The 26,001-nt window shown below is 52.0% G+C and carries 21 protein-coding genes and 1 rRNA gene (1 of these 22 running past the window's edge); 7 read left to right on the top strand and 15 right to left on the bottom strand.

Annotated features, from left to right (window positions below):
• The 3 genes from C12CBH8_RS11745 to C12CBH8_RS11735 form a co-directional block, all read left to right on the top strand.
• Window positions 1-2,827, top strand: a 23S ribosomal RNA gene (locus tag C12CBH8_RS11745); it begins 12 nt to the left of the window's first position.
• 235 nt (window positions 2,828-3,062) lie between these two features.
• Entirely contained in the window at window positions 3,063-3,611 is a 549-nt protein-coding gene (locus C12CBH8_RS11740; RefSeq protein WP_215533292.1) for a chromate transporter, read from the top strand.
• On the top strand, window positions 3,608-4,180 hold the full coding sequence (locus C12CBH8_RS11735; protein WP_215533291.1) for a chromate transporter: 573 nt from the start codon (window positions 3,608-3,610) through the stop codon (window positions 4,178-4,180). Before C12CBH8_RS11740 ends, C12CBH8_RS11735 begins: the two co-directional genes overlap by 4 nt.
• Window positions 4,181-4,287: 107 nt before the next feature.
• On the opposite strand, the gene C12CBH8_RS11730 is transcribed toward C12CBH8_RS11735, so the two are convergent.
• From C12CBH8_RS11730 to C12CBH8_RS11710, 5 genes are all read right to left on the bottom strand, one after another.
• A complete protein-coding gene (locus tag C12CBH8_RS11730; protein ID WP_090265615.1) occupies window positions 4,288-4,956 on the bottom strand; it encodes a hypothetical protein in 669 nt (222 codons plus the stop codon).
• A gap of 38 nt (window positions 4,957-4,994) precedes the next feature.
• A complete protein-coding gene (locus C12CBH8_RS11725) occupies window positions 4,995-6,239 on the bottom strand; it encodes a glutamate-5-semialdehyde dehydrogenase (protein ID WP_099322916.1) in 1,245 nt (414 codons plus the stop codon).
• A 53-nt stretch (window positions 6,240-6,292) separates the two neighbouring features.
• Window positions 6,293-7,912 (bottom strand): putative ABC exporter domain-containing protein, encoded by a 1,620-nt coding sequence (locus C12CBH8_RS11720; protein WP_215533290.1) that lies wholly within the window; start codon window positions 7,910-7,912, stop codon window positions 6,293-6,295.
• A complete protein-coding gene (locus C12CBH8_RS11715) occupies window positions 7,909-8,613 on the bottom strand; it encodes an ABC transporter ATP-binding protein (protein ID WP_090265609.1) in 705 nt (234 codons plus the stop codon). Before C12CBH8_RS11715 ends, C12CBH8_RS11720 begins: the two co-directional genes overlap by 4 nt.
• Window positions 8,614-8,794: 181 nt before the next feature.
• Window positions 8,795-9,307: a zinc ribbon domain-containing protein gene (locus C12CBH8_RS11710; protein ID WP_215533289.1), complete on the bottom strand. Its 513-nt coding sequence runs from the start codon at window positions 9,305-9,307 to the stop codon at window positions 8,795-8,797.
• Between the two features lie 197 nt (window positions 9,308-9,504).
• Here C12CBH8_RS11710 and C12CBH8_RS11705 point away from each other — a divergent pair, with 197 nt between their 5' ends.
• Window positions 9,505-10,452 carry an L-lactate dehydrogenase gene (locus tag C12CBH8_RS11705; protein WP_246441587.1) on the top strand — a complete coding sequence of 316 codons (948 nt, stop codon included), beginning with the start codon at window positions 9,505-9,507 and terminating at the stop codon, window positions 10,450-10,452.
• A 184-nt stretch (window positions 10,453-10,636) separates the two neighbouring features.
• Here the strand turns inward: C12CBH8_RS11705 and C12CBH8_RS11700 are convergent, their stop codons facing one another.
• From C12CBH8_RS11700 to C12CBH8_RS11685, 4 genes are all read right to left on the bottom strand, one after another.
• Entirely contained in the window at window positions 10,637-11,644 is a 1,008-nt protein-coding gene (locus tag C12CBH8_RS11700) for a resuscitation-promoting factor (RefSeq protein WP_090265600.1), read from the bottom strand.
• Between the two features lie 589 nt (window positions 11,645-12,233).
• The gene (gene gpr, locus C12CBH8_RS11695) at window positions 12,234-13,121 is read right to left on the bottom strand and encodes a GPR endopeptidase (protein WP_099322910.1); all 888 of its coding nucleotides are present in this window, start codon (window positions 13,119-13,121) and stop codon (window positions 12,234-12,236) included.
• A 277-nt stretch (window positions 13,122-13,398) separates the two neighbouring features.
• On the bottom strand, window positions 13,399-14,598 hold the full coding sequence (locus C12CBH8_RS11690; RefSeq protein WP_090265596.1) for a glycosyltransferase family 4 protein: 1,200 nt from the start codon (window positions 14,596-14,598) through the stop codon (window positions 13,399-13,401).
• Between the two features lie 27 nt (window positions 14,599-14,625).
• The gene (locus tag C12CBH8_RS11685; RefSeq protein ID WP_171846318.1) at window positions 14,626-16,113 is read right to left on the bottom strand and encodes a tyrosine-protein kinase domain-containing protein; all 1,488 of its coding nucleotides are present in this window, start codon (window positions 16,111-16,113) and stop codon (window positions 14,626-14,628) included.
• A gap of 378 nt (window positions 16,114-16,491) precedes the next feature.
• Here C12CBH8_RS11685 and C12CBH8_RS11680 point away from each other — a divergent pair, with 378 nt between their 5' ends.
• The 3 genes from C12CBH8_RS11680 to C12CBH8_RS11670 all read left to right on the top strand — a co-directional run bounded on the left by C12CBH8_RS11680 (window position 16,492) and on the right by C12CBH8_RS11670 (window position 18,725).
• On the top strand, window positions 16,492-17,139 hold the full coding sequence (locus tag C12CBH8_RS11680; protein ID WP_215533287.1) for a CYTH domain-containing protein: 648 nt from the start codon (window positions 16,492-16,494) through the stop codon (window positions 17,137-17,139).
• Between the two features lie 75 nt (window positions 17,140-17,214).
• A complete protein-coding gene (mnmA, locus tag C12CBH8_RS11675; RefSeq protein WP_215533286.1) occupies window positions 17,215-18,285 on the top strand; it encodes a tRNA 2-thiouridine(34) synthase MnmA in 1,071 nt (356 codons plus the stop codon).
• Between the two features lie 5 nt (window positions 18,286-18,290).
• On the top strand, window positions 18,291-18,725 hold the full coding sequence (locus C12CBH8_RS11670) for a GNAT family N-acetyltransferase (protein ID WP_215533285.1): 435 nt from the start codon (window positions 18,291-18,293) through the stop codon (window positions 18,723-18,725).
• Window positions 18,726-18,805: 80 nt separating this feature from the next.
• Here C12CBH8_RS11670 and C12CBH8_RS11665 read toward each other — a convergent pair whose 3' ends face one another.
• The 6 genes from C12CBH8_RS11665 to polA form a co-directional block, all read right to left on the bottom strand.
• Window positions 18,806-18,970: an Arc family DNA-binding protein gene (locus C12CBH8_RS11665; protein WP_090265587.1), complete on the bottom strand. Its 165-nt coding sequence runs from the start codon at window positions 18,968-18,970 to the stop codon at window positions 18,806-18,808.
• 152 nt (window positions 18,971-19,122) lie between these two features.
• Window positions 19,123-20,895 (bottom strand): phosphoenolpyruvate carboxykinase (GTP), encoded by a 1,773-nt coding sequence (locus C12CBH8_RS11660; RefSeq protein ID WP_090265585.1) that lies wholly within the window; start codon window positions 20,893-20,895, stop codon window positions 19,123-19,125.
• Between the two features lie 195 nt (window positions 20,896-21,090).
• On the bottom strand, window positions 21,091-22,119 hold the full coding sequence (gene tsaD, locus C12CBH8_RS11655) for a tRNA (adenosine(37)-N6)-threonylcarbamoyltransferase complex transferase subunit TsaD (RefSeq protein ID WP_215533284.1): 1,029 nt from the start codon (window positions 22,117-22,119) through the stop codon (window positions 21,091-21,093).
• A gap of 139 nt (window positions 22,120-22,258) precedes the next feature.
• Window positions 22,259-22,735 (bottom strand): ribosomal protein S18-alanine N-acetyltransferase, encoded by a 477-nt coding sequence (gene rimI, locus C12CBH8_RS11650; RefSeq protein ID WP_246441582.1) that lies wholly within the window; start codon window positions 22,733-22,735, stop codon window positions 22,259-22,261.
• Window positions 22,728-23,153, bottom strand: coding sequence for an arsenate reductase/protein-tyrosine-phosphatase family protein (locus C12CBH8_RS11645; protein WP_215533283.1), 426 nt, complete (start codon window positions 23,151-23,153; stop codon window positions 22,728-22,730). The genes rimI and C12CBH8_RS11645 overlap by 8 nt, the downstream gene beginning before the upstream one ends.
• 221 nt (window positions 23,154-23,374) lie before the next feature.
• Window positions 23,375-25,951 (bottom strand): DNA polymerase I, encoded by a 2,577-nt coding sequence (gene polA, locus C12CBH8_RS11640; protein WP_215533282.1) that lies wholly within the window; start codon window positions 25,949-25,951, stop codon window positions 23,375-23,377.
• Window positions 25,952-26,001 lie beyond the last annotated feature (50 nt).

Raw genomic sequence — 26,001 nt, 5'->3', positions numbered from 1 at the left:
AAGAGCGCAGGGAGGATGCCTTGGCACCAGGAGCCGAAGAAGGACGCAGCTAACTGCGAAAAGCCTCGGGGAGTCGTAAGCAGACATTGATCCGGGGATATCCGAATGGGGCAACCCGGCTGGGTTCATACCCAGTCACCGTATACTGAATCCATAGGTATACGGAGGGAACCGCCTGAACTGAAACATCTAAGTAGGGCGAGGAAGAGAAATCAACCGAGATTCCGCAAGTAGTGGCGAGCGAACGCGGAAGAGGCCAAACCAGAGGTAGCAATACTTCTGGGGTTTGGACGGCAATATGTATGGTGGAGTCTAGTGGAATGGTCTGGGAAGGCCAACCAGAGAGGGTGAGAGTCCCGTAGACGAAAGACAAAATCAGCTAGCCGTATCCAGAGTACCGCCGGACACGTGAAACCCGGTGGGAAGACGGGGGGACCACCCTCCAAGCCTAAATACTACCTGGTGACCGATAGTGTATAGTACTGTGAAGGAAAGGTGAAAAGCACCCCGGGAGGGGAGTGAAATAGAACCTGAAACCCTGTGCTTACAAGCACTGAGAGCCCGTCAATGGGTGATCAGGTACCTTTTGTAGAATGGTCCGGCGAGTGGGTGTAACTAGCAAGGTTAAGGACTTCAGGTCTGGAGCCGCAGCGAGAGCGAGTCTGAATAGGGCGCATGAAGTTAGTTGCATTCGACCCGAAACCGGGTGACCTACGCATGATCAGGGTGAAGTGGAGGTAAAACTCCATGGAGGCCCGAACGCACGTCCGTTGAAAAGGCCGGCGATGAATTGTGTGTAGCGGAGAAATTCCAATCGAACCCGGAGATAGCTGGTTCTCCTCGAAATAGCTTTAGGGCTAGCCTCATATTGAGATTACTGGAGGTAAAGCACTGAATGGGCTAGGGGCCGAGAGGTTACTGAACCCTATCAAACTAAGAATGCCAGATAATCATATATGGGAGTCAGACAGTGTGAGATAAGTTTCATTGTCAAAAGGGAAAGAGCCCAGACCCACAGCTAAGGTCCCAAAATTGGTTTAAGTGGAAAAGGATGTGGGGTTGCGTAGACAACTAGGATGTTGGCTTAGAAGCAGCCACTCATTAAAAGAGTGCGTAATAGCTCACTAGTCGAGTGACCCTGCGCCGAAAATTTAACGGGGCTAAAATCAATACCGAAGCTTGGGATTGATACATTAGTATCAGTGGTAGAGGAGCGTTGTGTAAGGGGTGAAGTCAGAGCGGAAGCGCTGGTGGACTTTACACAAGAGAGAATGCCGGAATGAGTAGCGAGAAATATGTGAGAATCATATTGGCCGAAAGCCTAAGGTTTCTGGAGGAAGGTTCGTCCGCTCCAGGTTAGCCGGGAGCTAAGGTGAGGCCGAAAGGCGTAGCCGATGCACATACGGTGGATATTCCGTAGCCGCCAAAAGATTTAAGTATGGGGACACTCTTGAAGTTCATGACCCGGGCGATGGTTGCCCCGGGCGTAAGGGACCGAAATTAAGTAGGGAAGCATGGATGGATGGAGGCGAGAAAAGCCATATGGATATCTTAGGCGCCCGTACCGCAAACCGACACAGGTAGGCAGGAAGAGGATTCTAAGGCCAACGGGAGAAAGGTTGTTAAGGAACTCGGCAAATTGACCCCGTAACTTAGGGATAAGGGGTGCCCGTGTAACAGCGGGCCGCAGAGAATAGGCCCAGGCGACTGTTTAGCAAAAACACAGGTCTCTGCCAAATCGAAAGATGAAGTATAGGGGCTGACACCTGCCCGGTGCTGGAAGGTTAAGAGGAGGAGTGCAAGCTCTGAATTGAAGCCCCAGTAAACGGCGGCCGTAACTATAACGGTCCTAAGGTAGCGAAATTCCTTGTCGGGTAAGTTCCGACCCGCACGAATGGTGTAACGATCTGGGCGCTGTCTCAACAACCTGCCCGGCGAAATTGTAGTACCGGTGAAGATGCCGGTTACCTGCGACAAGACGGGAAGACCCCATGGAGCTTCACTGTAGCCTGATATTGGGTTTCGGTATTTTATGTACAGGATAGGCGGGAGACTTGGAAACCAGGGCGCCAGCTCTAGTGGAGTCAACCTTGGGATACCGCTCTTAAAGTGCTGGAATTCTAACCTGCGGCCGTGAATCCGGCCGGGGGACATTGTCAGGTGGGCAGTTTGACTGGGGCGGTCGCCTCCAAAAGAGTAACGGAGGCGCTCAAAGGTTCGCTCAGCACGGATGGAAACCGTGCCCCTGAGTGCAAACGCATAAGCGAGCCTAACTGCGAGGCTGACGGGCCGAGCAGTAACGAAAGTTGGAGTTAGTGATCCGGCGGTATGTGAGTGGAAATGCCGTCGCTCAACGGATAAAAGCTACCCTGGGGATAACAGGCTGATCTCCCCCAAGAGTCCACATCGACGGGGAGGTTTGGCACCTCGATGTCGGCTCATCACATCCTGGGGCTGAATTCGGTCCCAAGGGTTCGGCTGTTCGCCGATTAAAGTGGTACGCGAGCTGGGTTCAGAACGTCGTGAGACAGTTCGGTCCCTATCTGTCGTGGGCGCAGGATATTTGAAGAGCTCTGTCCTTAGTACGAGAGGACCGGGATGGACGAACCTCTGGTGCACCAGTTGTCACGCCAGTGGCACAGCTGGGCAGCTATGTTCGGATCGGATAAACGCTGAAAGCATCTAAGCGTGAAGCCGGCTCTAAGATAAGATATCCCACAGCATAAGCTGGTAAGGACCCTTGAAGACTACAAGGTTGATAGGCTGCATGTGTAAGCGTGGTAACACGTTCAGCTTGGCAGTACTAATCGTCCGAGGGCTTGACCTACCAAATGCACCCTTGATCTCTTCTCTGTCTCCCCTTTGTTCAGTTTTTAGGGTATAGTGAAAGAACCTGATCATTTGATCAGGTTCTTTTTTTTATTTTTATATCAATTTAATATTTTACATAGATTTGGTTGTGTACCATTTTAAAATGGGGTATCATAATACAGAATTGTTGATTTGACATCGAAGGGATGAAGACGATGGGAAAATTGTCAGGTAAGGAAAGAGGAAAGATCATGTGGACGTTGTTTTGGACCTTCTGTCGGATAGGGGTACTGACGTTCGGCGGCGGATACGCCATGCTTCCTATGATTCAAAAGGAAGTGGTGGAAAAACACAAATGGGCCACGGACGAAGAGGTTATGGACTATTTTGCCATTGGCCAATGTACGCCTGGCGTCATTGCTGTCAATACGGCCACCTTTATCGGGTATAAGTATGGGGGTGTCTTAGGGGGATTTGTAGCCACAGCCGGCGTGGTATTTCCTTCCCTGATTATCATAATGGTCATTGCCGCTTTCATCAGTAATTTTGCCCATTTGGAGTGGGTACAGCACGCCTTTGCTGGGATCCGTGTGGCTGTATCGGTGCTGATTGTCAATGCCATTGTGAAATTGTGGAAAACCGGCGTCAAAGACTGGATTGGTATCCTTATTTTTGCTGTGTCTTTGATCTTAACTTTGGCATTGGATCTTTCGCCCATTATCTTGGTTGTGGCATCTATGCTGGTGGGGATCTTTATCAAGCGGGAGAGAAAACCAAGGAAAGGGGGAGATAAGGCATGACCTATTTACTTCTTTTCTATGAATTCTTTAAGACCGGGTTATTTGCCATCGGCGGAGGACTAGCAACGCTTCCGTTCCTTTACGAGATGGCCGATCAATATCCCCAGTGGTTTGACCAGTCTATGCTGGCCGATATGATTGCCATCTCAGAATCCACTCCCGGACCCATCGGCGTCAATATGGCCACCTACGCCGGATACCATGCAGGAGGCGTTCTGGGAAGTATTGTGGCTACAGCAGCGTTGGTTCTTCCTTCGATTATTATCATTTTACTCATCGCTAAATTTCTCAGTAAGTTCAGCGAGAATAAATTGGTGCAGTCTTCCTTTTATGGCCTGCGTCCCACTGTGACGGCTTTAATCGCCGCTGCTGGCTTTGAAGTGGTAAAGGTGTCCATTCTCACCTTGGATCAATTTACCGCTTCCTGGAACGTTGTAGACCTGTTTGACGTCAAAGCATTGATTTTATTTGCTGTTTTGATGATAGCTTCTTTGCTGCTCAAGGGAAAAGGGCATCCGGTGCTTTATATAGCTGCAGCTGCTGTGGTAGGTGTTATTTTTAAATTCTAAAAAGTTTTCAACAGAAAGTGAGGAATCGGTGGAAAACTTCGCCGGTTTTTCTTTTACTACGATAAGGAAAAGGGCCATGGATACAAGACGTACCCATGGCCCTTTTGTTATTCTGTTAAGCCGCCGCTTTGGGACAGGGATTGGATGACAGGGGCATCTTTGGAACCCGATAACGTCACTTCCATAAACTTCACAGGGGAAGGAGGGACCCATTGATCGCCTTGTTTGCTCCATCCGTCGGCCGGGAGATAGCCGATGTAAACGGTCTGTTTCCCGCCGCCTTCCCGGATACCCTGTACCTGAGGGGTATAGAAGCCGGCCTGGATTGTAACAGGAACATGGAAACAACCGTCAGTTTCCATGTACTCAGCTTGGACATCCCCAATGGTAAGGCTGGAAGGCGACACTTTAACGCTGTCTCCAAATAAGGCATGGCTCTTTTGCTCCACCAATTCCATAGGGACGATGCGACGGTCCTGATCATCGGTAAGACTGCCGCTTCCAGTGTCCTCCATGAGCAAAGACAGCAAGCTGATCTTGCACACCATATCCTCCGGAAGTTGGCTGACAGAGGAAAAAGATGGGGCGTCAGCCATGACGATTGGATATAGGAACTGCTCCATCTGAGCCTTTTTCTGCTCATCCAAAGAGATGGCCCCACCTCTTGCCCATAGGAATAGGGTGATACCGCCTGTCACCAACAGGACAGCTATTACGGCACGGACAAAGGAAGCGGCATGGGCCGAACGGGCAAAAGGACGTCGTTTGCGGCGCATAAGGGGATCCTCCTTGTGGTTGCACCGCCCGCAGGACGTCAGCGGATTTGTCCGCAGCCCTGGATGATAAATTTACAGGTGGTCAATTCCGGCAGACCCATGGGTCCGCGGGCGTGCAATTTTTGGGTGGAGATGCCGATTTCAGCCCCCATCCCCAGTTGTTCGCCGTCGGTGAACCGGGTGGAAGCATTGACGTATACCGCCGCTGCATCCACATGATCGGTGAATGTCTGGGCGGCAAAATAGTTGGAAGTCACGATGCATTCGCTGTGGCCGCTGCCGTATTGTGTGATGTGGTCGATGGCCTCATCGATGCCGTCCACCACTTTGACCGATAAAATATAGTCCAAATATTCTGTTCCCCAATCCTCTTCGGAAGCAGGTACAGCATCGGGGAGAATCTGAAGGGTTTCCGGGCATCCCCGCACTTCTACCGATTTCTCTTTGAGTTTCTCATAGATCATCGGTAAGGCCTGGGAGGCAATTTCGCGGTCAACCAGCACAGTTTCAATGGCATTGCATACCGAAGGCCGTGATGTTTTGGCGTTAAAGATGATATCTGTAGCCATGTGAAGGTCAGCTGTATGTTCTACATACACATGACAGTTTCCTACACCGGTTTCAATGACCGGTACAGTGGCATTTTCCACCACCGAACGGATCAGGCCGCCGCCGCCCCTGGGGATCAGTACGTCCAAATAGCCGTTGAGACGCATGAAAGCCGTGGCAGTTTCTCGGGAAGTATCCTCGATAAGCTGCACGCAGTCCTGCGGCAATCCGGCCTGCTGAAAAGCATCCCGCATGACGCGGCAGATGGCTAGATTGGAATGGAAAGCCTCCTTGCCGCCTCGCAAAATGACGGCATTGCCCGCCTTGATACACAGTGCGGCGGCATCTGATGTAACATTGGGGCGGGCTTCATAAATGATGCCGATCACCCCCATAGGTACACGGATCTTTGTCATTTTCAGACCATTTTCCAGCGTCTTGCCTTCCAATTGCTGTCCCACCGGATCGGGCAAGGCGGCCACTTTGCGCACACCTTCCGCCATACCACGGATGCGGTCTTCGCTGAGGCTCAACCGGTCCAGCAGGGAGGGCCGAAGCCCGGCTTCACGTCCGGCATCCAGATCCTGGCGGTTGGCTGTGAGAATGCCGTCCATCTGGGATACAAGAGCATCGGCCACACAAAGAAGGGCCTTGTTTTTCTGAGATGTAGAGGCAGTGGCTAGGATACGGGCCGCTTCTTTAGCCCGTTTTCCCAAGGGGATAAGATCATACATAGGGATCGTCCTCCGTTTCTACTAATATGTAAATATGGGATCGGTTATGTCTGTTAGGATTCCATGTTATTCAGTACGTTGCGGCTGAGGACCAGTACCACTGCCGAAAGCCCCATATTCCATACGAACAGGGCCAAAACACCCAGGGCCTGGATACTGGAGGGGAGGGCAAAGGATACGATAACGCTCACTACAATACCTGGGACCAAAAGGATCATTACAGCCAGCATGTAGAGCAAAAACAGCATGCCCTGGCCCTTGGTGAGACGGGAAGCGGCGCTTTTGCCGGAACCCGATCCAAAGATGCGCTGCATCAAGATGTTGCAGCAGGCATAGAGGGAGGAGAAACTGCCGAAGGTCAAGCCGCAGGATATGGCTGTCAGGGGGGGACATCCGCCCGCCAGCGCTAACACGCCGTAAACCAGAAGGGCATCGCCGAAGGGTTTGAGACAGTCATAAGCTGCCGACCACAACAGTTTCTGAAATGGGGATTGAGGGATCAGGTAGATATAGGGCTTGGTGATCTCTTTGACAAAGCCGGTGGTACAGCTGAAAATAATGCCCATATAAGCCGACATGCCTAAAATAAAGAGGGGAGGGAAGAGATCGCCCGCCTGCATTTCCTCCCGGAAAATGAAGCCGAACAACAAAGCGATGGCCAGATAGACGAGACTGACGCCGTCCATCCAGAGGATATGTTTTTTCCGGTTTTCCCGGAGCCTGCGGTAAAATAGAGTAGAAGCGCCCTTTCCGCCTTTGAGGCCGGTATCGCCTTTCCGGACCTTGGCTTTTCCCATACTCATATTGAGATTGCCCTCTTTTTGGGCCTGCTTGGTCTGATAGGTGGTCTCGGTGGACAGCAGGATATCTTCATAATAGTCGGCGTCGGAACGCAGGACACCTAGGATCATCAGACCGCCGCCCGCCAGGGATAAGACAAGCCAGATGATTGCTTCCACCCAGGATCCGGCGATAGCCGCCATGATAAAACCTTTGATCCACCCCATAATGGGGATACAGGTCAGGGCAAAGGAATCGAATACCTTGATGACCGATCCATAGAGATCCTTGGTCGAAGCGGCCTCCACACCGAACCAGATCAGAACTGCCGCCGCCAGAGCTGCCAGGATGACTTTGACAACCTTTTTGCGGGAAGGGGATTGGCTGACCGTGGAGTAAAGCCAGATACAGAAGAGGTTGCCCAGAAACAGCATGAGTACATATCCGATAAAGATATAAACTAAGGAATCAGCGCCTAAGCCGAAGAAGTTGCGCAGATTGGGGAGCTGGAATACAATAAAGACACTGGCCAGGATCGTAACCCCCATCTGTTTTAAGAGGCCGTACACCAGAATGCGTTTTGGAGAGACCGGCGCACAGAATAACAGATTAGCGTCCGGCAGGGAGAAGAAACTGCTGCCCCGGGAGAGGCCCTGGTAGACGTAAAGGCCAAAGAACAAAAGTCCCAGGGCTATGACGATAACACCGAACAAATGGATATCTGCCTGAGGGAAATCCTCACGGTCGGGTTCCGGGCTGAGGAAAGAGGTAAACAACAGCATCACAAAGATACAGGCCACCACCAGATAACCTACCAGACGGGAAGGCTTATTTTTTAACTGTTTGATGCTGTTTTTAATAGAAGTAACAGGAAGGTAAACCAGAGCGTTCATTTGGAACCCCCCTCGGTGATCTGGAAGAACAGATCCTCCAAGTTCTCATTTTGGCGTTCAATTTCCTCCCTTGTGCGGGAAGCGGCAATACGTCCGCCCATCATGATGTGGGCCGAATCCCACAATTCATCCACGCTGTCCAGCATATGGGTGGAGATAATGACCGAGCATCCGCCCTGTTTGAGTTCCAAAAACAGCTTTTTCAGTTCCTTGATGGCGTGTGGATCCAAGCCCACCATAGGTTCGTCAAATAAGATCACCTTAGGTACCGGCAATAACGCCGCACAGATGCTTACCTTTTGCTGCATGCCTTTGGATAATTCACTGCCCAGCTTATCCTTTTTGTCTGTCAGCTCGAAACGGTCCATCAGCGTCTGAGCCCATGGCTTCCAGTCTTTGAGCTCATAGGCACGGGCGATGAATTCCAGATGTTCTTCCACTGTAAGGAGTTCATAAAGGGCCGGCATTTCCGGCACATATCCCAGCACCCGTTTGGCCTCCAGCGATTTGTTAGGATGGCCGCACACCGTGATCTCCCCCTCAAAGCGGAGAAGTCCCACAATGCACTTGACGGCAGTGGATTTGCCGGCGCCGTTGGGTCCCAGCAGGACAGACACCTCGCCCGGCTGGACGACAAAAGAAATATCAGCGTTGGCCAATGCGGAAGAATACCGTTTGGTCAGATGAGAGACGGCTAGCATAATGTATACCTCATTTCTTATCCCACCAGGGGAGTAAATAAAATTTACTCCATTATAGCAAGGCGTTTTGTAAAAATCAAGGAGTGGGCTGGAAAAAATAGTGACAAACCAAAAGCGGATCTGACATAAAAAAACCTGTGCAACCCCGGACTCAGGCGTTGCACAGGTTGAGAAGCCATGATCAATAGTAGTAATCATTAAGATAACGGTCCAGAGAATCGTTATAGTTATACGAGTAATGATAAGAGTTGGAATTATAATCTTGGGCCAAAGAGAAAGCACCCATTCCCATAAATACAACGCTTACGACAATCAACACAATGGATAATACAAGGGATACAATCCAACCAATCAACAGGCCCTTGGCCCGTTTGGAACGGACGTTAGCATCCGGAGGGATGATACGGGCTTTGGGATGGGGCATACCGCAGCTGGGGCAATGGGAAGCACCTTGGGGAAGCACGACGCCGCAGTTGGGGCACATCAGAGCGGTATCAGGGCCGGAATTGGAGCGCAGGACCAGATAAATAATGGCCGGGATAACCCCCAGCACGCCTGACAATACGGCGAATAGGACGGCGTTCTGATCGCCGCGGGCTTTGGCATCGTTATAGATGCAGAGGGCCAGCATCACCTGGGACCCTATGGCCAGCACCAAGCTGATCAGCAATAGAGCAATACCGACAAAAAACATACAAGTTCCTCCCCAAAGATAAATTGGTAAAAATTCCCTGAATCAAGCCTCGAATAAAAGATAAATCTATCCATATTGATTGAGAATACTATACCATTGATAAAAGAGAAAAGTCAAGTGTTTCTTGCCAAGATAACAATTTGCCAAGGATAAAACGTGACATAGCCACAAACAATGAACATGGGGAGGTGAAACCATTGATCAAAGGAAAAATTTCAATCATCGGGGCGGGATTTGTGGGATCCACCACCGCCTATACCCTGATGATCAACGGATTGGCGTCGGAGATCGTACTGGTGGATTTGGACCGGGAAAAGGCAGAAAGCGACGCTATGGATATGAATCACGGCATGAGTTTTTTATCACCGGTCAAGGTGACGGCCGGGGACTACAGTGCAGTAAAAGGGTCGGATATCATCATTATCACCGCCGGCGTCAGTCAGAAGCCGGGGGAGAGCCGCATCGATCTGCTCAAACGGAATGCACAGATTTTCCGTGACATTGTCGGACAACTGAAGCCCTACAGCGGGGATAACACCATTTGGCTGATTGTCACCAACCCTGTGGACATTCTTACCACCATCACCTGTAAGCTGTCGGGACTGCCCTACAATAGAGTCATCGGATCAGGCACGGTGTTGGATACCGCCCGTCTAAAATTTCTCATCAGCGAGCGTGTCAACGTGGATCCCCGCAACGTCCATACCTATATCATGGGGGAACACGGCGATTCCGAATTGGCGGCCTGGAGCCTGACAAGTGTAGCCGGTGTGGACGTCAAAGAATTTTGCGACCAGTGCAAACGCTGTGACATCCGCGGCGTAGGCAAACAGGAGCTGTATGAGGAGACAAAAAATGCCGCTTATGACATTATACTCAAAAAGGGAGCCACTTATTATGCCATTGCCCTGGCAGTCAGCCGCATTGTGGAAGCCATCCTTCGGGATGAACGTTCCATTTTGACGGTATCCAGTCTCTTCCACGGAGAGTACGGCATTGAGGATGTATGTCTCAGTGCCCCCACAGTGGTGGACCGCAGCGGTGCATCCCATGTACTTGAAGTCAAACTGGATCAAAAGGAGAAGAAGGCGCTGCAGCAGTCAGCGGCCACGCTTAAAGATTTGACGCGGCAGATCGGGTTCTGATGTCAATCCATCCGCCAGACAGGCTCTGATTTTTCGTATGACGTTGCACGGCCTCTTATCAAAATTTTCAAACAAAAAGAGCGATGGGAAACACTACCCATCGCTCTAGATTTTTTTATCCATTCCGAGATATCTTATTTTTTAGGAGAAACAGATCTTGTCTTTCCTGATTTTCGGACTGCCCTTACAGGACGTAAATAATTACGTCGCGGCGGCCGAATTGGGCGCATTCCGCATAGGTGTCGAAGAACAGGTCTACCACCGTATCGCTGTTGTAGATAAACCCGCCGGTATCTGCAGCGATGCAATAGCCGTAGTTGAATTTACCATCGGCTGACACGATGTAAAGCCGGGTGCCATAGGGGATCTCACGGGGGTCAACTGCAACATGTCCCTTCATAGCGGGACGGCCGCTGGCGGTAAACTTACCGGGGCCGTTGTAAGCCGTGGCTGAACCGGTGATAATCTTCTTGTACGAGATAGGCATACCGTTGGCATCCAGAGCCACGGAGGAAGCGTCCAGCTGGGAGACAGTGGAACTGGTGGTGACAGGGGTGTACACATAAGTGCCCACCAAAGTGACCTCATCTACAGGCTCCTGCTTGACCACATCGCCTTCCAGGATCGACTCTACCACACGGCCGCCGACGATCTTCTGCTTATAGACAGTGGCAGCTACGCCGTTCTGACCGCTGGTCTCCAGCTTACGGGTGCCCTTGGGGAGGGAATCGCTGGTGCGCTCCACCTGCTCAAAGGGGATCTCTTTTTCCACTTCGATGGTTCTATACTCCACCGTATCGTCGGTCTCGTCGCCGCTGCCGTACTCAGCCAGCATGCCGTAATAAGAGACGCTCACCGATTTGGCATCGGCAGTCACGGCGTTGACCGGGGAAGAAGGAACTTCGTTGGCGCGCAGGATGGTGATCTCGCGGTCGCCGGTGTTGGTATCGCGGCTGTCTACATAGTCCTTGTCGGAGACAGACACACCCGCCAGCTCCAGCACAGCATCGGTATCCTGATTGGTGGTGGCGATGGAATGAGAATTGTTACCGTCAAAAATCGTGACGGTCTGTACATTGTAAGCTGCTAGAATAAAGACAGCGGCACAAGCAGTCGCGAGAACAATAACGGCAGACATCCGGCTCTTTAGGATCTTAGACATCCGCTCTGTTACACGTTTCTTGTCTGTCATGTCGATTACCCCTTACTCAAAAAAGATTGGCTCCAGGTGAGCCACAGTAGCAACGAAATCAAAAGAAATAGGCCCTCTGAACTTGGCCTCGCCTATTATAATGCCGGAGAGAGGCGGCTGTCAAACCGCGTCAGACGGCCTGATTTGGTCATTCCATACAAACCGGACGGGGCTTTCAAGGCGTGTTATCCTGTTTTTTGGAAGATCCGGTAGTGAACATGTGTTTGAAACATTTGTTTCCAAGCTTTGATGCTTTCTTGTAGAAACGCATAAGAAATGAGGCGAAAATAAAAGATAAGTTGTATAAAATGCAACTTGTAACCTGTTTGTAACTATTTTTTCACTCTTTTGTAACGCCCAATATGAGGAAGTTTGATTTTTTAAGGTGTAAAAAAATGTCATTTTACTTTGTGCAACTTGCTATTTATGCATGAAAACTTGCACAAAACAAGGGGCTTATCAAGCGGTCTAGGCAGTGTACTTTGTGATTCAGCGAAGCAAATAACAATTTTGATACTATATATTGTGGCATAGATAAATATAAAACACAAAATACATTTTTGCTTTTTTACCCAGTGGTACGACCCCTTCAGGAGACCAGAGACAGAAGGTCCTGAGGGGAGAGCGTGGGCTGTAAGGCGGCGTTGATGGAAAGGGATAACAGAAAAGCCGCCCGATCGATAAGGAGATCGATTTCCTTGGGCGTGACCACCATCCCCCGTCCCTGAGGTTCGATTTTTTTGCGGATAGTGGGTTCATCGTCCGGCATAGGGTGAGTCAGATCAGCGGCCAAAGTGAGGGCATCCACTACCGTGGGAACGCCCATAGCGATGACAGGCACTCCCAAAGACTCCTGATTAATGAGTGCGCGGCGATTGCCCACGCCGGCGCCAGGGGTAATGCCGGTATCGGACAGCTGAACAGTACATCCCAACCGGTCCAGACTGCGGGAGGCCAGCGCGTCCACAGCGATCACGGCTGAAGGGTGGATGTGCTGTACAATGCCGGCAAGCAATTCACCGGTCTCCATGCCTGTCTGGCCCAATACGCCGGGGGAAAGTACCGCTACAGAGCGAAGGCCGTCCAGCCCGGCGGCGCGGACGAATTCCCCTTTTAAATGACGGGTGGCCAGGATCCTGGAAGCTGTGCGGGGACCGAGGGCATCAGGCGTAATGGCGGAATTGCCCAGTCCCACCACGAGGATACAACCGTCTTTGGGCAAAAGGGAGGAGAGGGCTTGGGATACGGCTGTCAGACGTGCATCGATATCCTCGCCGGCTTCCGAGAAGGGAGGAGTTTCGACTGTAATATAGTGTCCTTTAGGCTTTCCAAGGGCATGGCTGCCTTGATCGTCTTGGATATGCATGGAGATGGTTTTGATATCTTCTCTTATTTCTTCGTGGTAGCTGACACCGGCCGGCAGGGATTTTCCCGCCAGTTCCCGGCATTCCACGGCCAAATCGGTACGAAACATCATAGAGGGAGACCTCCTGGAAAGATAATAGATACCCCTATTGTTGGCAAAGAAAAAGCCAAATATTCCTGTCGCCGCGGATAGTATCCGTTCCTCAGCCGCACCCAGCCGCGTTCTGGCGAGAAGAAAAACAGAATGTGAAAGGTTTTTTATTTGCACTGTGCGAAAAATCGCCCAAGTTTTCCACAGATTGTGAGTTCCCTGTGGAAAACTTGGGCGTAAGAAAGCCGCCAGGTTCTACCTGACGGCTGATACATTCATATTTTAGAGACATGCCATTTTATTTTGCGAGACTTTGTTCCACCTCTTGCGCGTATGCTTTCCAGAAAGCAAAACGTTTCTGATCCAGCACTTCTTTTGAAAAAGTAGAAGCCACAGCAAAATTGTCCCGAGCACACTGCTGCATTTCCTCCGGATGCTGGGTCAGGCGGACAATTTGACCCGCCAGTTTACGCCAATCCTTTTTAGAATGAAGATAAGCGTCTCCCAGGAGCTCCGGGATGCCGCCTGTGACAGCGCCTAAAGACGGACAACCTCTGCTCATGGCTTCAACAAGTCCTCGAGGAAGTCCCTCCTGAAGGCTGGGGCACAGGAAGATATCGGTTTCATCCATCCAATTTAAAACAGCTTCGCCTGCCGGCAGGGTGCCGCAGAATATCACCCGATCCGACAGCCCCAGTGACTGAACCAAGGGTTTCCATTGCTGGGGATCGCCGCCTCCCAGAAATCGAAGCTGAAAGGGAGGAAGTTTATCCTTTATGGATCCCAGAGCTTTTAAAGCTGTCTCATGTCCTTTAAACTTGACGTCCAGCGACCCCATGAGGCCAAACTGAAGGGGAGAAGGACCGTTCTGGATGCGTTTAAGACGCTTTTCCAGAACCTCCGGACCGGGAGCGTTGATAAATACATTGGAAACGCCGGTTTGGATACCGCGGGAAGGATAGCGTCCCTGTAAGAAATTCTGGGTGACATACACCACCCGCGGAGCTTTTTTCGCATAATGCCGGTTGATGAGGAATAAAACAGGGGCAAAGAGCTTACCGGACAAGCGTCCGTAATTCCACAGGGAATCCCAAGCGCAGGCGACTTCCTCCAGTGCCCAGGGTTTTCCCATGCGGATGGCTTCCCGGCAGGCCAAAGCGCCGATGACGCTTGGCATGCGGATGACGGCGCAGTCGGCCTCCGACAAGACTTCCCGGATATGCTGTACGATCTCTTTGTGATGCGTGACAGCGTCTGGGGGACTGTGATAGGCGACGGCCGGACGGATTGTCACATGAGGGCCGTCTGCACGGCTGTACCCTTTTTTCTGAGCTGGAGTCATAGTAGAACTGTCCTTGAGCCGGCATACCACCGTAATGCGGTCAAAACAAGGCAGATACCGATCCCTCCACAGGGTATAGGGCAGGTTAAGGGCATAGTGATTGCCCTCCTCATCCCGAATCATAGGATGGTCGTGGAAAAAAGCCATTTTTACCATGGTCGGATCCTCCCTGGATGCAGATGGTTACCCATTGCGGGTAATGCGCTGTTTCTTTTTCGAACTCTGGGATTGGGATGAATCCGACTCTCTGTAGTCGTAATAATAGGAGCTGTATCGGCCGTATCCCAGCAGACGGTTGGGACGGGCCACACCGTTGAACACACAGCCGATCACAGGAGTTTCTTCAGAATCCAGATCCTCCAGGGTGTGGCGGATGGTACTGGCAGGGGTGAAGTCCTGCCGGACAACCAGGATGGTGGCGTCGACAAAGCGTCGGATGGTCATGGCGTCGGATACTACATGAGCAGGCGGGGTATCGATGATGATAAAATCGAAGTTGGGTTCCACAATCTTAAAGAATTCGTTCATCAGATCGTTGCCAAGCAATTCAGAAGCCTGATCGGTAGGCTTGCCGCTGTAGAGGATATAGACGCCGTATTTTTCATTGTGATGGATGGCGTCCATAGGGTAAACGGAACCGGTCAGGATATCGGACAGGCCCTTGTTGCGGTAAGTTGTCTGCTGGAACAGGTTGTGCTGTGTGGGGCGGCGGAGGTCAACGTCTATCAAAAGAACTTTTTTGCCCTTCTGAGCCAAAGCGATGGCCAAATTAGCCGCCACTGTGGATTTACCTTCATCGGCCAAGGTGCTGGTGACGATAAATTTCTTATAACCCCGTTCGGCGGCAAGGCTCTCCACACGGACGCGCAGGCTTTTGTAGGCTTCCACGTAAGAGAAGTCCGACCGGGGAGAGATCAGCAAGCTGGAATTGCCCTTCCGGGAACGGCTTCTGGATCCGATGGTGGGGATGGAGGCAAACAGTTTGACCGGGAGGAAGTCATAAACATCGTCTTCACTCTGGATGGTGTGGGAGACACGGGTCAGGACCCAGACCAGGAACAGGCCGACAGCCAATCCCAACAGGGCGCCGGCCGCCGGGTACAAAATCTTTTTATAATCGGTATTGGGGCCCTGGGGCATACGGGGCTGGATCTTCTGCACGGAGTTGACAAAGGCCGTACCTGATCCGGAGGAATCATCTTTTGGGTTTACCACAATATCAATGGCGCCCATATAGGCCACAGCCAGACGATAAGCTGTTTCCGGATCGGAGGCAGTGACCTTCAGCTCCAGCACGCTGCCGGTGGCCTGGCTGATGGATACCATCTTCTTAACCTGAGAGGGGTTGAGATCCAAGCCGCTTTCTTCCAGCACATAATCGATGGTATCGGCGCCGGTCAGAAAGTACTGGTAAGTCTGGGCCAAACCGGTAGCGGCCTGGATATCGCTCATCACCAGTTTGGTCTGATCGTTTTCATTGGTACTGTAAATTTGCAACCAGAAGGAACCGATGGAAGAATAGGTTGGCTTATAAGTCAGTTGGGCAAACAGGAAGCCCGCCACTGCAAAGATTACCAATAAGATGGTAGGAATCCACCAAGATTTTTTAAGCTGTCGGAAATAGCGCAGGGTGGTGGGGCTAGGCGTTGCAGAAGTATTCTGTTCGTACATGATGATCCTCCTTGGTTTTTCAGGTAGCCCTAGGAAATACCCAGTTATCCGTGATATAATATTCATAAAGAAGGCCGGGCGCAGATGGCTGCCCGGACACAATACTAAAATAAAGTATTTCCTTTTAATGATATTAGAATTCACAACCAATGTCAATAATTCAAAGACGAATGAGCAAAACCTCCGTTAAGAAATGGCAATATGACGAAATATGGGAATTTGTATCAATGGATGGCAGTCATAACCCGTCCGATTTATGCTACCTTTTGGAATGCAGAAAAGCATAGGGGAGCTACCTATATTAATATAGGTAGAGGAATGATAAAATTTCTTGTGACGAAAGGACTGAAAATCATAACCTGAAAGGATGAAAAAGACATGGAGATTGAATTAAAATATAAAGTGGAGGGCAATGTGAAGTGGGATAGGTTAAAACATTCGTCCGAGCTGGCCGGTATGATGGAACAACCGCCGTGGGAGAAACGGATGTTGGCCGTCTATTATGATACCCCTGAAGGACATCTGCGCCGGATAGGGGCCGCCTACCGCGTGCGCCTGGAGGGGAATCAGTATGTGGCCACCATCAAAAGCCGCGGGGAGGAAGAAAAAGGGGCGATGTCCCACCGCTTGGAATGGAATGTAATGCAGGAGAATGAGCTTCCCAATCCGGATTCCTTCCTTCAAGGAGAGGTTCAAAGCGGCGACAGTACGGAGCATCTGATTCCTATTTTAGATCTTTTAAAGCAATTCGGCGTCCGGGAGATGGGACGCACCGACTTTATACGTTATGGGGCCGCCTTACAGTGGAAGGGAATGCGGGCTGAGATGTGTTTAGATCAAGGACATCTGTGTGCTGATAATAGACGATCTTCCATCCGCGAGCTGGAATTAGAGCTTTTAGAGGGCACAGAACAGCAGATAAACCATCTGGGGCAATATCTGGCACAGAAGTATGGGCTTTGTCCTGAACCGCGCAGCAAGTATGCCCGGGTGCTTATGCTGCTGGATGGTGAGGAAGTGGAGTAAGCTGGACAAGTCATTTGACCTGTGGTATCATAGCAAAAAATGAGCCGACCATGGGGGCTCGAAGGGGGAGACGTGATGGCGGAAAAGGTGATGGTGGGCATGAGCGGAGGAGTGGATAGCTCTGTAGCCGCAGCTCTCCTGCTTCAACAAGGGTACGATGTGGCGGGCATGACGCTCAAGCTGAAACCGGAGTACGGCTGTATGGCCGGCTGGTCCCATGAAGCTGAGGATGCCCGCCGTGTGGCCGATGAATTAGGGATCCCCCACTATGTGGTGGATTTGACAAGACCATTTGCCCAAAACGTCATCGACTATTTTGTGGAGGAATATCTCCATGGCCGTACGCCAAATCCCTGTGTGGCGTGCAACCGGACAATCAAATTCGGAGCCATGCTGGAAAAGGCCCGGGAACTCGGATACAACAGGATTGCCACAGGCCATTACGCTTCGATTGAGAAAAAGGACGGACGTTATCTGTTAAAGAGGTCGCCAGCTGGAAAAGATCAGAGTTATGTGCTCTATCATCTTACCCAAAATCAGCTTGCCCATACAGTGCTTCCTCTTTGCACTTACGAAAAGGAAGAGATCCGTCGTCTGGCTGAAAGGTACCGCCTGCCTGTGGCCCATAAGCCGGATAGTCAGGAAATCTGTTTCATCCCCGATGATGATTATGCCAGCTTTATCCGGGACTACGCGGGGAAAACGACGCCGCCCGGAGATTTTGTGGATGAAAAGGGGAATGTGCTAGGCCAGCACAAGGGGATTTTGCATTATACTGTGGGCCAGCGCAAAGGATTGGGGATAGCGTTTGGCAGGCCCATGTATGTGCGCACCATCGACCCGGAAAAAAACCAGGTAGTGCTGGTGGAAGGGGGGAAAGAGTACTTTACCGGTCTGATGGCCGATGGGGTGAATTTTATTCCCTTCGATTGGCCGCAGGAGGAGATGAAAGTGGAAGTCATGGTGCGGTATCAGTCCCGCCTGACACCGGCACGTCTAGTTCCTCTGGATGACAATAAGGTACAGGTCCTGTTTGACGCCCCTATCCGTGCGGTGACGCCGGGACAGGCTGCCGTCTTTTATCGTGGAGACTTGGTATTGGGCGGAGGCCGCATTGTAAAATCCATTCCCTTAGAGGAGGAGTAACCTGTATGGTTATGAACGTCACCCATTGGACGGATAAGACATTGGATCGGGTTATGGAAATTTGGCTGTCGGGCAATAAACAGGCGCATCCTTTTGTGGATCCGTCCTATTGGGAACGCCACTGGGAAGAAGTGAGGGAAGCTGTGCCGCAGTCGAAGATATTGGCCTGGACAGAGGAAGATGACATTGTAGCCTTCTTAGGGTACAGCGGAGAATGGATTGCCGGCCTGTTTGTGGACAAGGAAAGACGGGGCCAGGGCATTGGCCATGAACTGATGGAAGAAGCCAAAAGGGAACACAGCCGCTTGCGTTTGGCGGTCTATGTAGAAAATAGGCGTGCAGTTTCGTTCTACCGGCGGGAAGGATTCTCCATGGTAGAGGAGAGAAAGGACAATTCCACCGGTCAACTGGAATGGGAGATGGAGTGGAGAGCCAAATAAAAGGTAAAAATGATAAGGGATATTAGAAGGAAGAGGCGCCTCCTAAGAGGCGCCTCTTCCTTATGGGGAATGGTTCACTTTCAGCTGATTTTGATTTCACCATACTTTTCTTCGTATTTCTCAATTGCATCCCGGATCAGGATAAGGATTTCACTGTTTGCACTGCGACCTTCATAGTCGGCAACTACATGCAGCTTATGGAGCATTTTGTCATCAATGCGAATGGATAAACTTTTAATAGCCATATAAAAACCTCAAAATAAATTTTTAGTGTTATTTACCATGTACCTATAAAATGCTGTATAGATACATATTAAATTTATAAGCTGTAAGAATCAAGATGTAAAAGAAAAAATCCCCCTGCCGGATCATCGGCAGGGGGAAAGAAAAACCAAACTTATTTCTTGAGGTTGGCTTTGAGGATATCCAGCTGATTGGCCAGTTCCTTGGGCAGATGATCGCCGAACTTTTTGTAGAATTCGGTGATGCCTTCGGCTTCCTGAGTCCACAGATCCTTGTCGACTTCCAGGATGCCCTTGAGGGTATCGATGGAGAAGTCAAGACCATCCAGGTTGATGTCCTCAGCCTTGGGAACGTAACCGATGGCAGTTTCCTGAGCATCGGCCTGATTCTCAGTGCGTTTGATGATCCAGTCGAGGACGCGCATGTTGTCGCCAAATCCCGGCCAGATGAAGTTGCCTTCATCGTCGGTGCGGAACCAGTTGACGTTGAAGATCTTGGGAGCCTTGTCGCCCAGTTTCTTACCCATGTCAATCCAGTGCTGGAAGTAGTCGCCCATATGGTAACCGCAGAAGGGCAGCATAGCCATCGGGTCACGGCGGACAACACCCACCGCGCCGGTAGCGGCAGCGGTGGTCTCGGAGGCCATGATGGAACCTACGAATACGCCGTTATCCCAGTCGCGGGACTGGTAAACCAGGGGAGCGGTCTTAGCACGACGGCCGCCAAAGATGATAGCCGAGATCGGCACACCAGTGGAGGAGTCGAATTCAGGGCTGACGCAGGGGCAGTTCTTAGCCGGAGCAGTGAAGCGGCTGTTGGGATGAGCGCCCTTTTCAGTAGCGGTAGCGCCGTCCCATTTCTCGCCCTTCCAGTTGAGAGCGTTGCGAGGCGGATTCTTATCCAGACCTTCCCACCAAACGGTGTTGTCGTCCAGGTTGTGGACAACGTTGGTGAAGATGGTACCCTGACGGGTGGAAGCCAGAGCGTTGGGATTGGACTTCTCGTTGGTGCCGGGGGCAACGCCGAAGAAGCCGTTTTCGGGGTTGACAGCCCAGAGACGGCCGTCAGGACCGATGCGTAGCCAAGCGATGTCGTCGCCCACGCACCAGACTTTATAGCCCTTGTTGCGGTAAACTTCCGGCGGGATCAGCATGGCCAGATTGGTCTTACCGCAGGCCGACGGGAATGCAGCGGCGACGTATTTGACTTCGCCCTGAGGATTCTCCAGGCCCAGGATGAGCATATGTTCAGCCATCCAGCCCTCGTTCTTACCCTGGTAGGAAGCGATACGCAGAGCGAAGCACTTCTTGCCCAGAAGAACGTTTCCGCCGTAACCGGAGTTGATGGACCAAATGGTGTTGTCCTCCGGGAAGTGGAGGATGTAGCGATTCTCTTCATCCAGGTCAGCTTTTGCATGCAGGCCGCGGACGAAGTCATTGCTGTCGCCCAGGGCGGTAAAGACATCCTTGCCCATACGGGTCATGATGGCCATGTTGAGCACGACATAGATGGAGTCGGTAATTTCAACGCCGGCCTTGGAGAAGGGGGAACCGATGGGGCCCATGGAATAGGGGATGATGTAAGCGGTACGGCCTTTCATAGCGCCGTCATACAGCTTGCCAACCTTTTCATAAGCTTCCTTGGGATCCATCCAGTTGTTGGTAGGACCAGCGTCTTCTTCTTTGCGGGAGCAAATAAAGGTACGACCTTCCACACGGGCAACGTCATTGATGGCAGTGCGGTGCAGGAAGCAGCCGGGGAGCTTCTCCTCGTTGAGCTTTATCATTTCGCCGGTAGCCATAGCCTGCTCGCGCAGCTCGTTGAGCTGTTCCTCAGAGCCGTCGATCCAGACTACCTTGTCCGGTTTTACTAAGGCGATGCTTTCGTCAATCCACTTCAGGACATGGGGATTGGTTGTGAGTGCCATAGTCAAATCTCCTCTCTAAAAATCCGATTTGCTATCATTATACTATGGTTTCCAGGTGGATGCAAGGACGAAACTGTGAATTTTCTAACGATTCCTGCCCGCCTTTGCATTTTTGTGATGTTGCCTATTTTGTCGAAGGATTGACCTGGATGTTATGAATCAAAAGAGACAAACAAAGGGAACATTTCACTTTCATTAAGCCAAACGTCCGATTTTTATCTGATCAATGGACATATTGGCTGTGGCATTTAAATCAGGTCCGGCTAAGTGTCCGGCCAGGTATTCGTAGTACCCTTGAGACCCTACCATAGCGGCGTTGTCACCACATAGATTGAGAGGCGGCAAGAATAAGGGGAGGCCCTTTTGTTCACATAACTTCTGCATCTCGCTGCGCAGTCGGGAATTGGCGGAAACACCGCCCGCCAGTACAATGCGTTTGGCGCCGGTATCACCGGCAGCCTTCATCACACGATCGCACAGAACGTCCACCACTGCCTTCTGGAAGGAGGCAGCCAGATCGGACAGAGGGAGCTCTTCCCCTTTTTGACCTGCGTTATGGATCATGTTAATGACCGATGTCTTGAGTCCGGAAAAAGAGAAATCGTATGGGGCGCCGTCGACTTTGGGATGAGGGAAGTGGAAAGCGTCGGCATTACCGTGCTGGGAGACCTTATCCATATGAACCCCGCCCGGATAGGGAAGTCCCATGGAACGGGCGGCTTTGTCAAAGGCCTCGCCGGCGGCGTCATCCCTTGTGCGGCCCAAGACGTGGAAGGCTGTGTAATCCTTTACCTCAATGATATGACTGTGCCCGCCCGAGGCTACCAGAGCCAAAAAGGGAGGTTCAAGATCCGGATGGGCTAGATAATTGGCGGCAATGTGAGACCGAAGATGATGGACCGGTACCAAGGGCTTGCCGGCAGCCAAAGCCAATCCCTTGGCGAAATTGACGCCCACCAGTAAAGCGCCTATAAGACCCGGGGCATAGGTGACAGCTATGGCATCAATCTGGTCGAGAGAGAGATCGGCCTCCTCCAGGGCCTGACGGACCACTCCCGAGATGGATTCCACATGACGTCGGGAAGCGATCTCCGGAACCACGCCACCGTATAATTTATGTTCCTCCACCTGGGAGGCCACCACCGACGACAAAATTTTTCGGCCGTCGTCCACTACAGCAGCGGCCGTCTCATCGCAGGAGGATTCAATGGCTAACAGGTGCATAAACGATCACACGTCCTTTTGTATCCCTTAAGTCCTTCTTATCAGAGAAGGGCAGGGTGAATTTTTATTGTCCCACAAAGGAGAAGATTTTGCCTTGAGTTTCACGTGGAACGGTTTGTACTAGGATAAAGAGAAAACATCACGTGGATGAGAATTCACGGGCCAAAATGAGGGCATCCTCATCGGGCTTGACGTAAAATCGCCGCCGCCGTCCCACTTCCACAAAACCAAAGGCTTCGTAGAGCTTGAGGGCGGGAATGTTGGAGGGACGCACCTCCAATGTCATGCGGCAGATACCGTGGGAATGGGCATAGTCCACAGCAGCCCTCAAAAGGGAGGAGGCCACACCCAAACGCCGTGCCTCCGGGAACACCGCCACATTGGCGATATCTCCCTGATCTAGGATATGGTAAAATCCCAGGTATCCCAGGATGCTTTCTTCACGTTTGGCCACTAGAAAGACGGCATTGGGATTGTAGAGCTCATCCCGAAGTCCCTGTTCGCTCCATGGAGAGGAGAAGCAAATGGCTTCCAATTTGGTCAAATGAGGAATATCAGCCTCCGACATGGGGACTATATATAAGCTGCCCTCTGAAGGAGAACGGCCGTCAGTCACAGGAGAGCACCTCTTTCAGGAACCGATCCACCGCCGTGCTGATTTGATCCCTGGATTGGCGATAGACCTCCAAGTTGCCGCCGAAGGGATCGGGGACATTAAGTACATAGATACGGTCGGGGGACACACCGGCCGAGCTAAGAGCAGCGGCATGGGAGGGGGTCATGGCTACAAACCAATCGGTAGAGGGGAGCTCGTCGAAACGCAGAGCACGGGATCGATGAGCCTTTAAATCGACGCCCATTCCCGCCATGGCTTCTATGGCATTGGATGCCGCCGGATCAGCGCCGAATACTGCCAGACCAGCACTGTCTACCTGGATATCATCCCGACCGGCCTGGGATAATTTTTGTTCGGCTATGGCCGCCGCCATGGGACTACGGCAGGTGTTGCCGGTACAAACAAAGAGGATTTTCATTGGGATACGCTCCTTTCCGTTTATGATACGATACCCCCATACAAATAAATAAGGATTATGGATTCAATCGTGAGCCGCTGGGGCGGTGTCTTGTGCCAGCCTTGAGGGACGCGAATAGGGAGCGGGCACTGCCCCCATTCCAACCAAGCCCAGACCGCGAGCCGCTGGGGCGGTGTCTTGTACCAGCCTTGAGGACGCGAATAGGGAGCGGGCACTGCCCGCTAGTGGGCATCGTACCAGGTTTCACCCTGGCCGACGTCCACCTTGAGGGGGACAGCCATCTGAGCGGCCGCTTCCATCTCCTCCCGCAGGATGGCCGATGCCCGTTCAGCTTCATCCAAAGGAGCTTCCACCAATAATTCATCGTGTACCTGAAGGATCATCCGGGCCTTTAATCCCTCTGCTTTGAGACGATCCCGTACCCGGATCATAGCGATTTTAATGATATCAGCCGCCGTACCTTGGATCGGCATATTACGTGCTACGCGTTCCCCAAAGGCGCGGAGATTGGCATTGGAAGAGGTGAGCTCCGGCAAATACCGGCGCCGTCCAAATAAGGTTTGGGCGTACCCCTCTTTTTTGGCATCCTCCACCACTTGATCCATATACCGTTTCACGCCTGCATACGTGGCGAAATATCCCTTGATATAATTGCTGGCCTCGGCCCGGGAGACGCCGATATCCTTGGCCAGGGAGAAGGCGCCGATGCCGTATACGATGCCGAAATTGACGGCCTTAGCCCGGCTGCGCATGAGGGGAGTCACCATCTCAGGCGGCATATGGAATACCTGAGAAGCGGTAATCTGATGAATATCCTCTCCCGTGCGGAAAGCGTCGATCATGGCGGGGTCGTTTGCCATATGGGCCAGAACACGCAGTTCAATTTGACTGTAGTCGGCATCGCACAAGACCCATCCATCCTTCGCCTTGAAGAAGCGGCGCATCTCACGGCCCAACTGGGTGCGGATGGGGATATTTTGTAGATTGGGTTCGGTGGAGCTGATGCGGCCGGTACGGGTTTCGGTCTGATTGAGGGTGGAACGCACCCGTCCATCCGCCCCGATGACCTTTAACAGACCGTCGCAGTAGGTGGACTTGAGTTTGGCAAGCTGACGGTATTCCAGCAGCATAGCCACTGCCGGATGAGCGTCGGCCAGGCTCTCCAACACCTCGGCATTGGTGGAATAACCGGTTTTAGTCTTTTTCTTGGCCGGGAGACCTAATTTGATAAACAAAGCCTCTCCCAATTGCTTGGGGGAATTGAGATTGAATTCATATCCAACTAAGTCAAAAATAGCAGCGGTGATCTCCTGGATGCGGCCGTCCAGCTGAAGGCCGAACTCGCGGATGCCCTCTTGATCCACGGCAAACCCTACCCGTTCCATCTCGGCCAGGACTCTGGCCAATGGGAGTTCAATGGTGTAAAATAGTTCGTGTTGTCCGTTTTGCTCGACTTGTCCCAGCAGTTTTTCAGCCAGGGGAGGCAGCACCGCCGCACGGACAGCGGCCTCGGGGTCCGGGATATCGTCGGGAATCGACGGGGTAGGGATATCGTATTCCTGTGCCAGACGCAGCGCATCGTAGCCCGACCCGGAGGGGTTTAACAGATAGGCCGCCAGCTGGATATCCACCAGATGCTCCGGCAAAAGGATGTCCTGATCCAGGAAAGCCTTGGTGATATCCTTGCTGTCCTCGCACAAAAGGGGGACATCCAAGGAGGAGAGAGCCTGAAAGTTATCTTTGAGGCAAAAAAGAGTGTCTCCCGCCCGGACCATAAAAGATTTAAGCGTTCCCTCCTCCCACACGGGGGCAAGGCCGATATGGCCGGCTTCTTCCAAACACCGGAGCATCTCTTGACCTTGGGGCTGGGGGACAAAAGACAAAGTAGAATGAGCCTGAGGGGATTCCTCAGATGGAACGGGAGCCGATGTCGTCAGGCTTAACCGCTCGATGAGGGAGAAGAGCTCCTGATGGGCCAGAAGACGCGCCAACACACCGTCGTCCCGTTTGGATAAAAGATAGTGGCTGGGCTCCAAATCCACCGGCGCATCGGTGCGGATGACGCCCAGCTCCCGGCTGAGATAGGCGGAATCCCTGCCCGCCTCCAGCTTATTCCGAACGGCCTTCTTCATGGATGGATCGTCGAGATGCCCATATACCCCGTCCAGCGAACCGAACTGCTGGATGAGCGAACAAGCTGTTTTAGGCCCGATGCCCGCCACACCGGGGATATTGTCGGAATTGTCCCCCTGTAGCGCCTTGACGTCAATGAGCTGACGGGGTAAAATCCCATATTCCTCCTCAATGGCCTTCTGGTCATATAGGGTGGCCTCGGGACGTCCCTGTTTGGTATAGGCCAGGCGCACAGTGACGCCGTCCCCCACCAGCTGGAGGGAATCCCGGTCCCCGGTGGCGATGATGCATTGGTCTTTGTCATCCCGGCAGGCCTTGGCCAAGGTGCCCAGGATATCGTCGGCCTCCCAGCCCTCGCAGGCCAGGACATGCACACCCATCGCCGTCAGGATTTCCTTGAGAGGGTCCAATTGAGCGGCCAATTCCGGCGGCATCCCCTTGCGGTTGGCCTTGTAACCGGCGTACATCTTGTGCCGGAAGGTGGGGGCGCGCAGATCGAAAGCGGCGGCTACGCCGTCGGGGGACAAATCCTCCAGCAGCTTGAGGAGAATGGTGAGAAAACCGTAGATGCCGTTGGTGGGACGGCCGTCCTTGGTGCTCAGGATACGGATGCCGTAAAAAGCGCGGTTTAAGATGCTGTTTCCATCCAGGACGAGAAGTTTCAAGATCAATCACTCCGACTTGTTTTTATTTGACAATCCGGCCCGCATGGGCA

The sequence above is a fragment of the Solibaculum mannosilyticum genome, assembly GCF_015140235.1.
Classification (GTDB): Bacteria; Bacillota; Clostridia; order Oscillospirales; family Acutalibacteraceae; genus Solibaculum; species Solibaculum mannosilyticum.
This window is presented reverse-complemented; position numbering and strand designations above follow the sequence as displayed.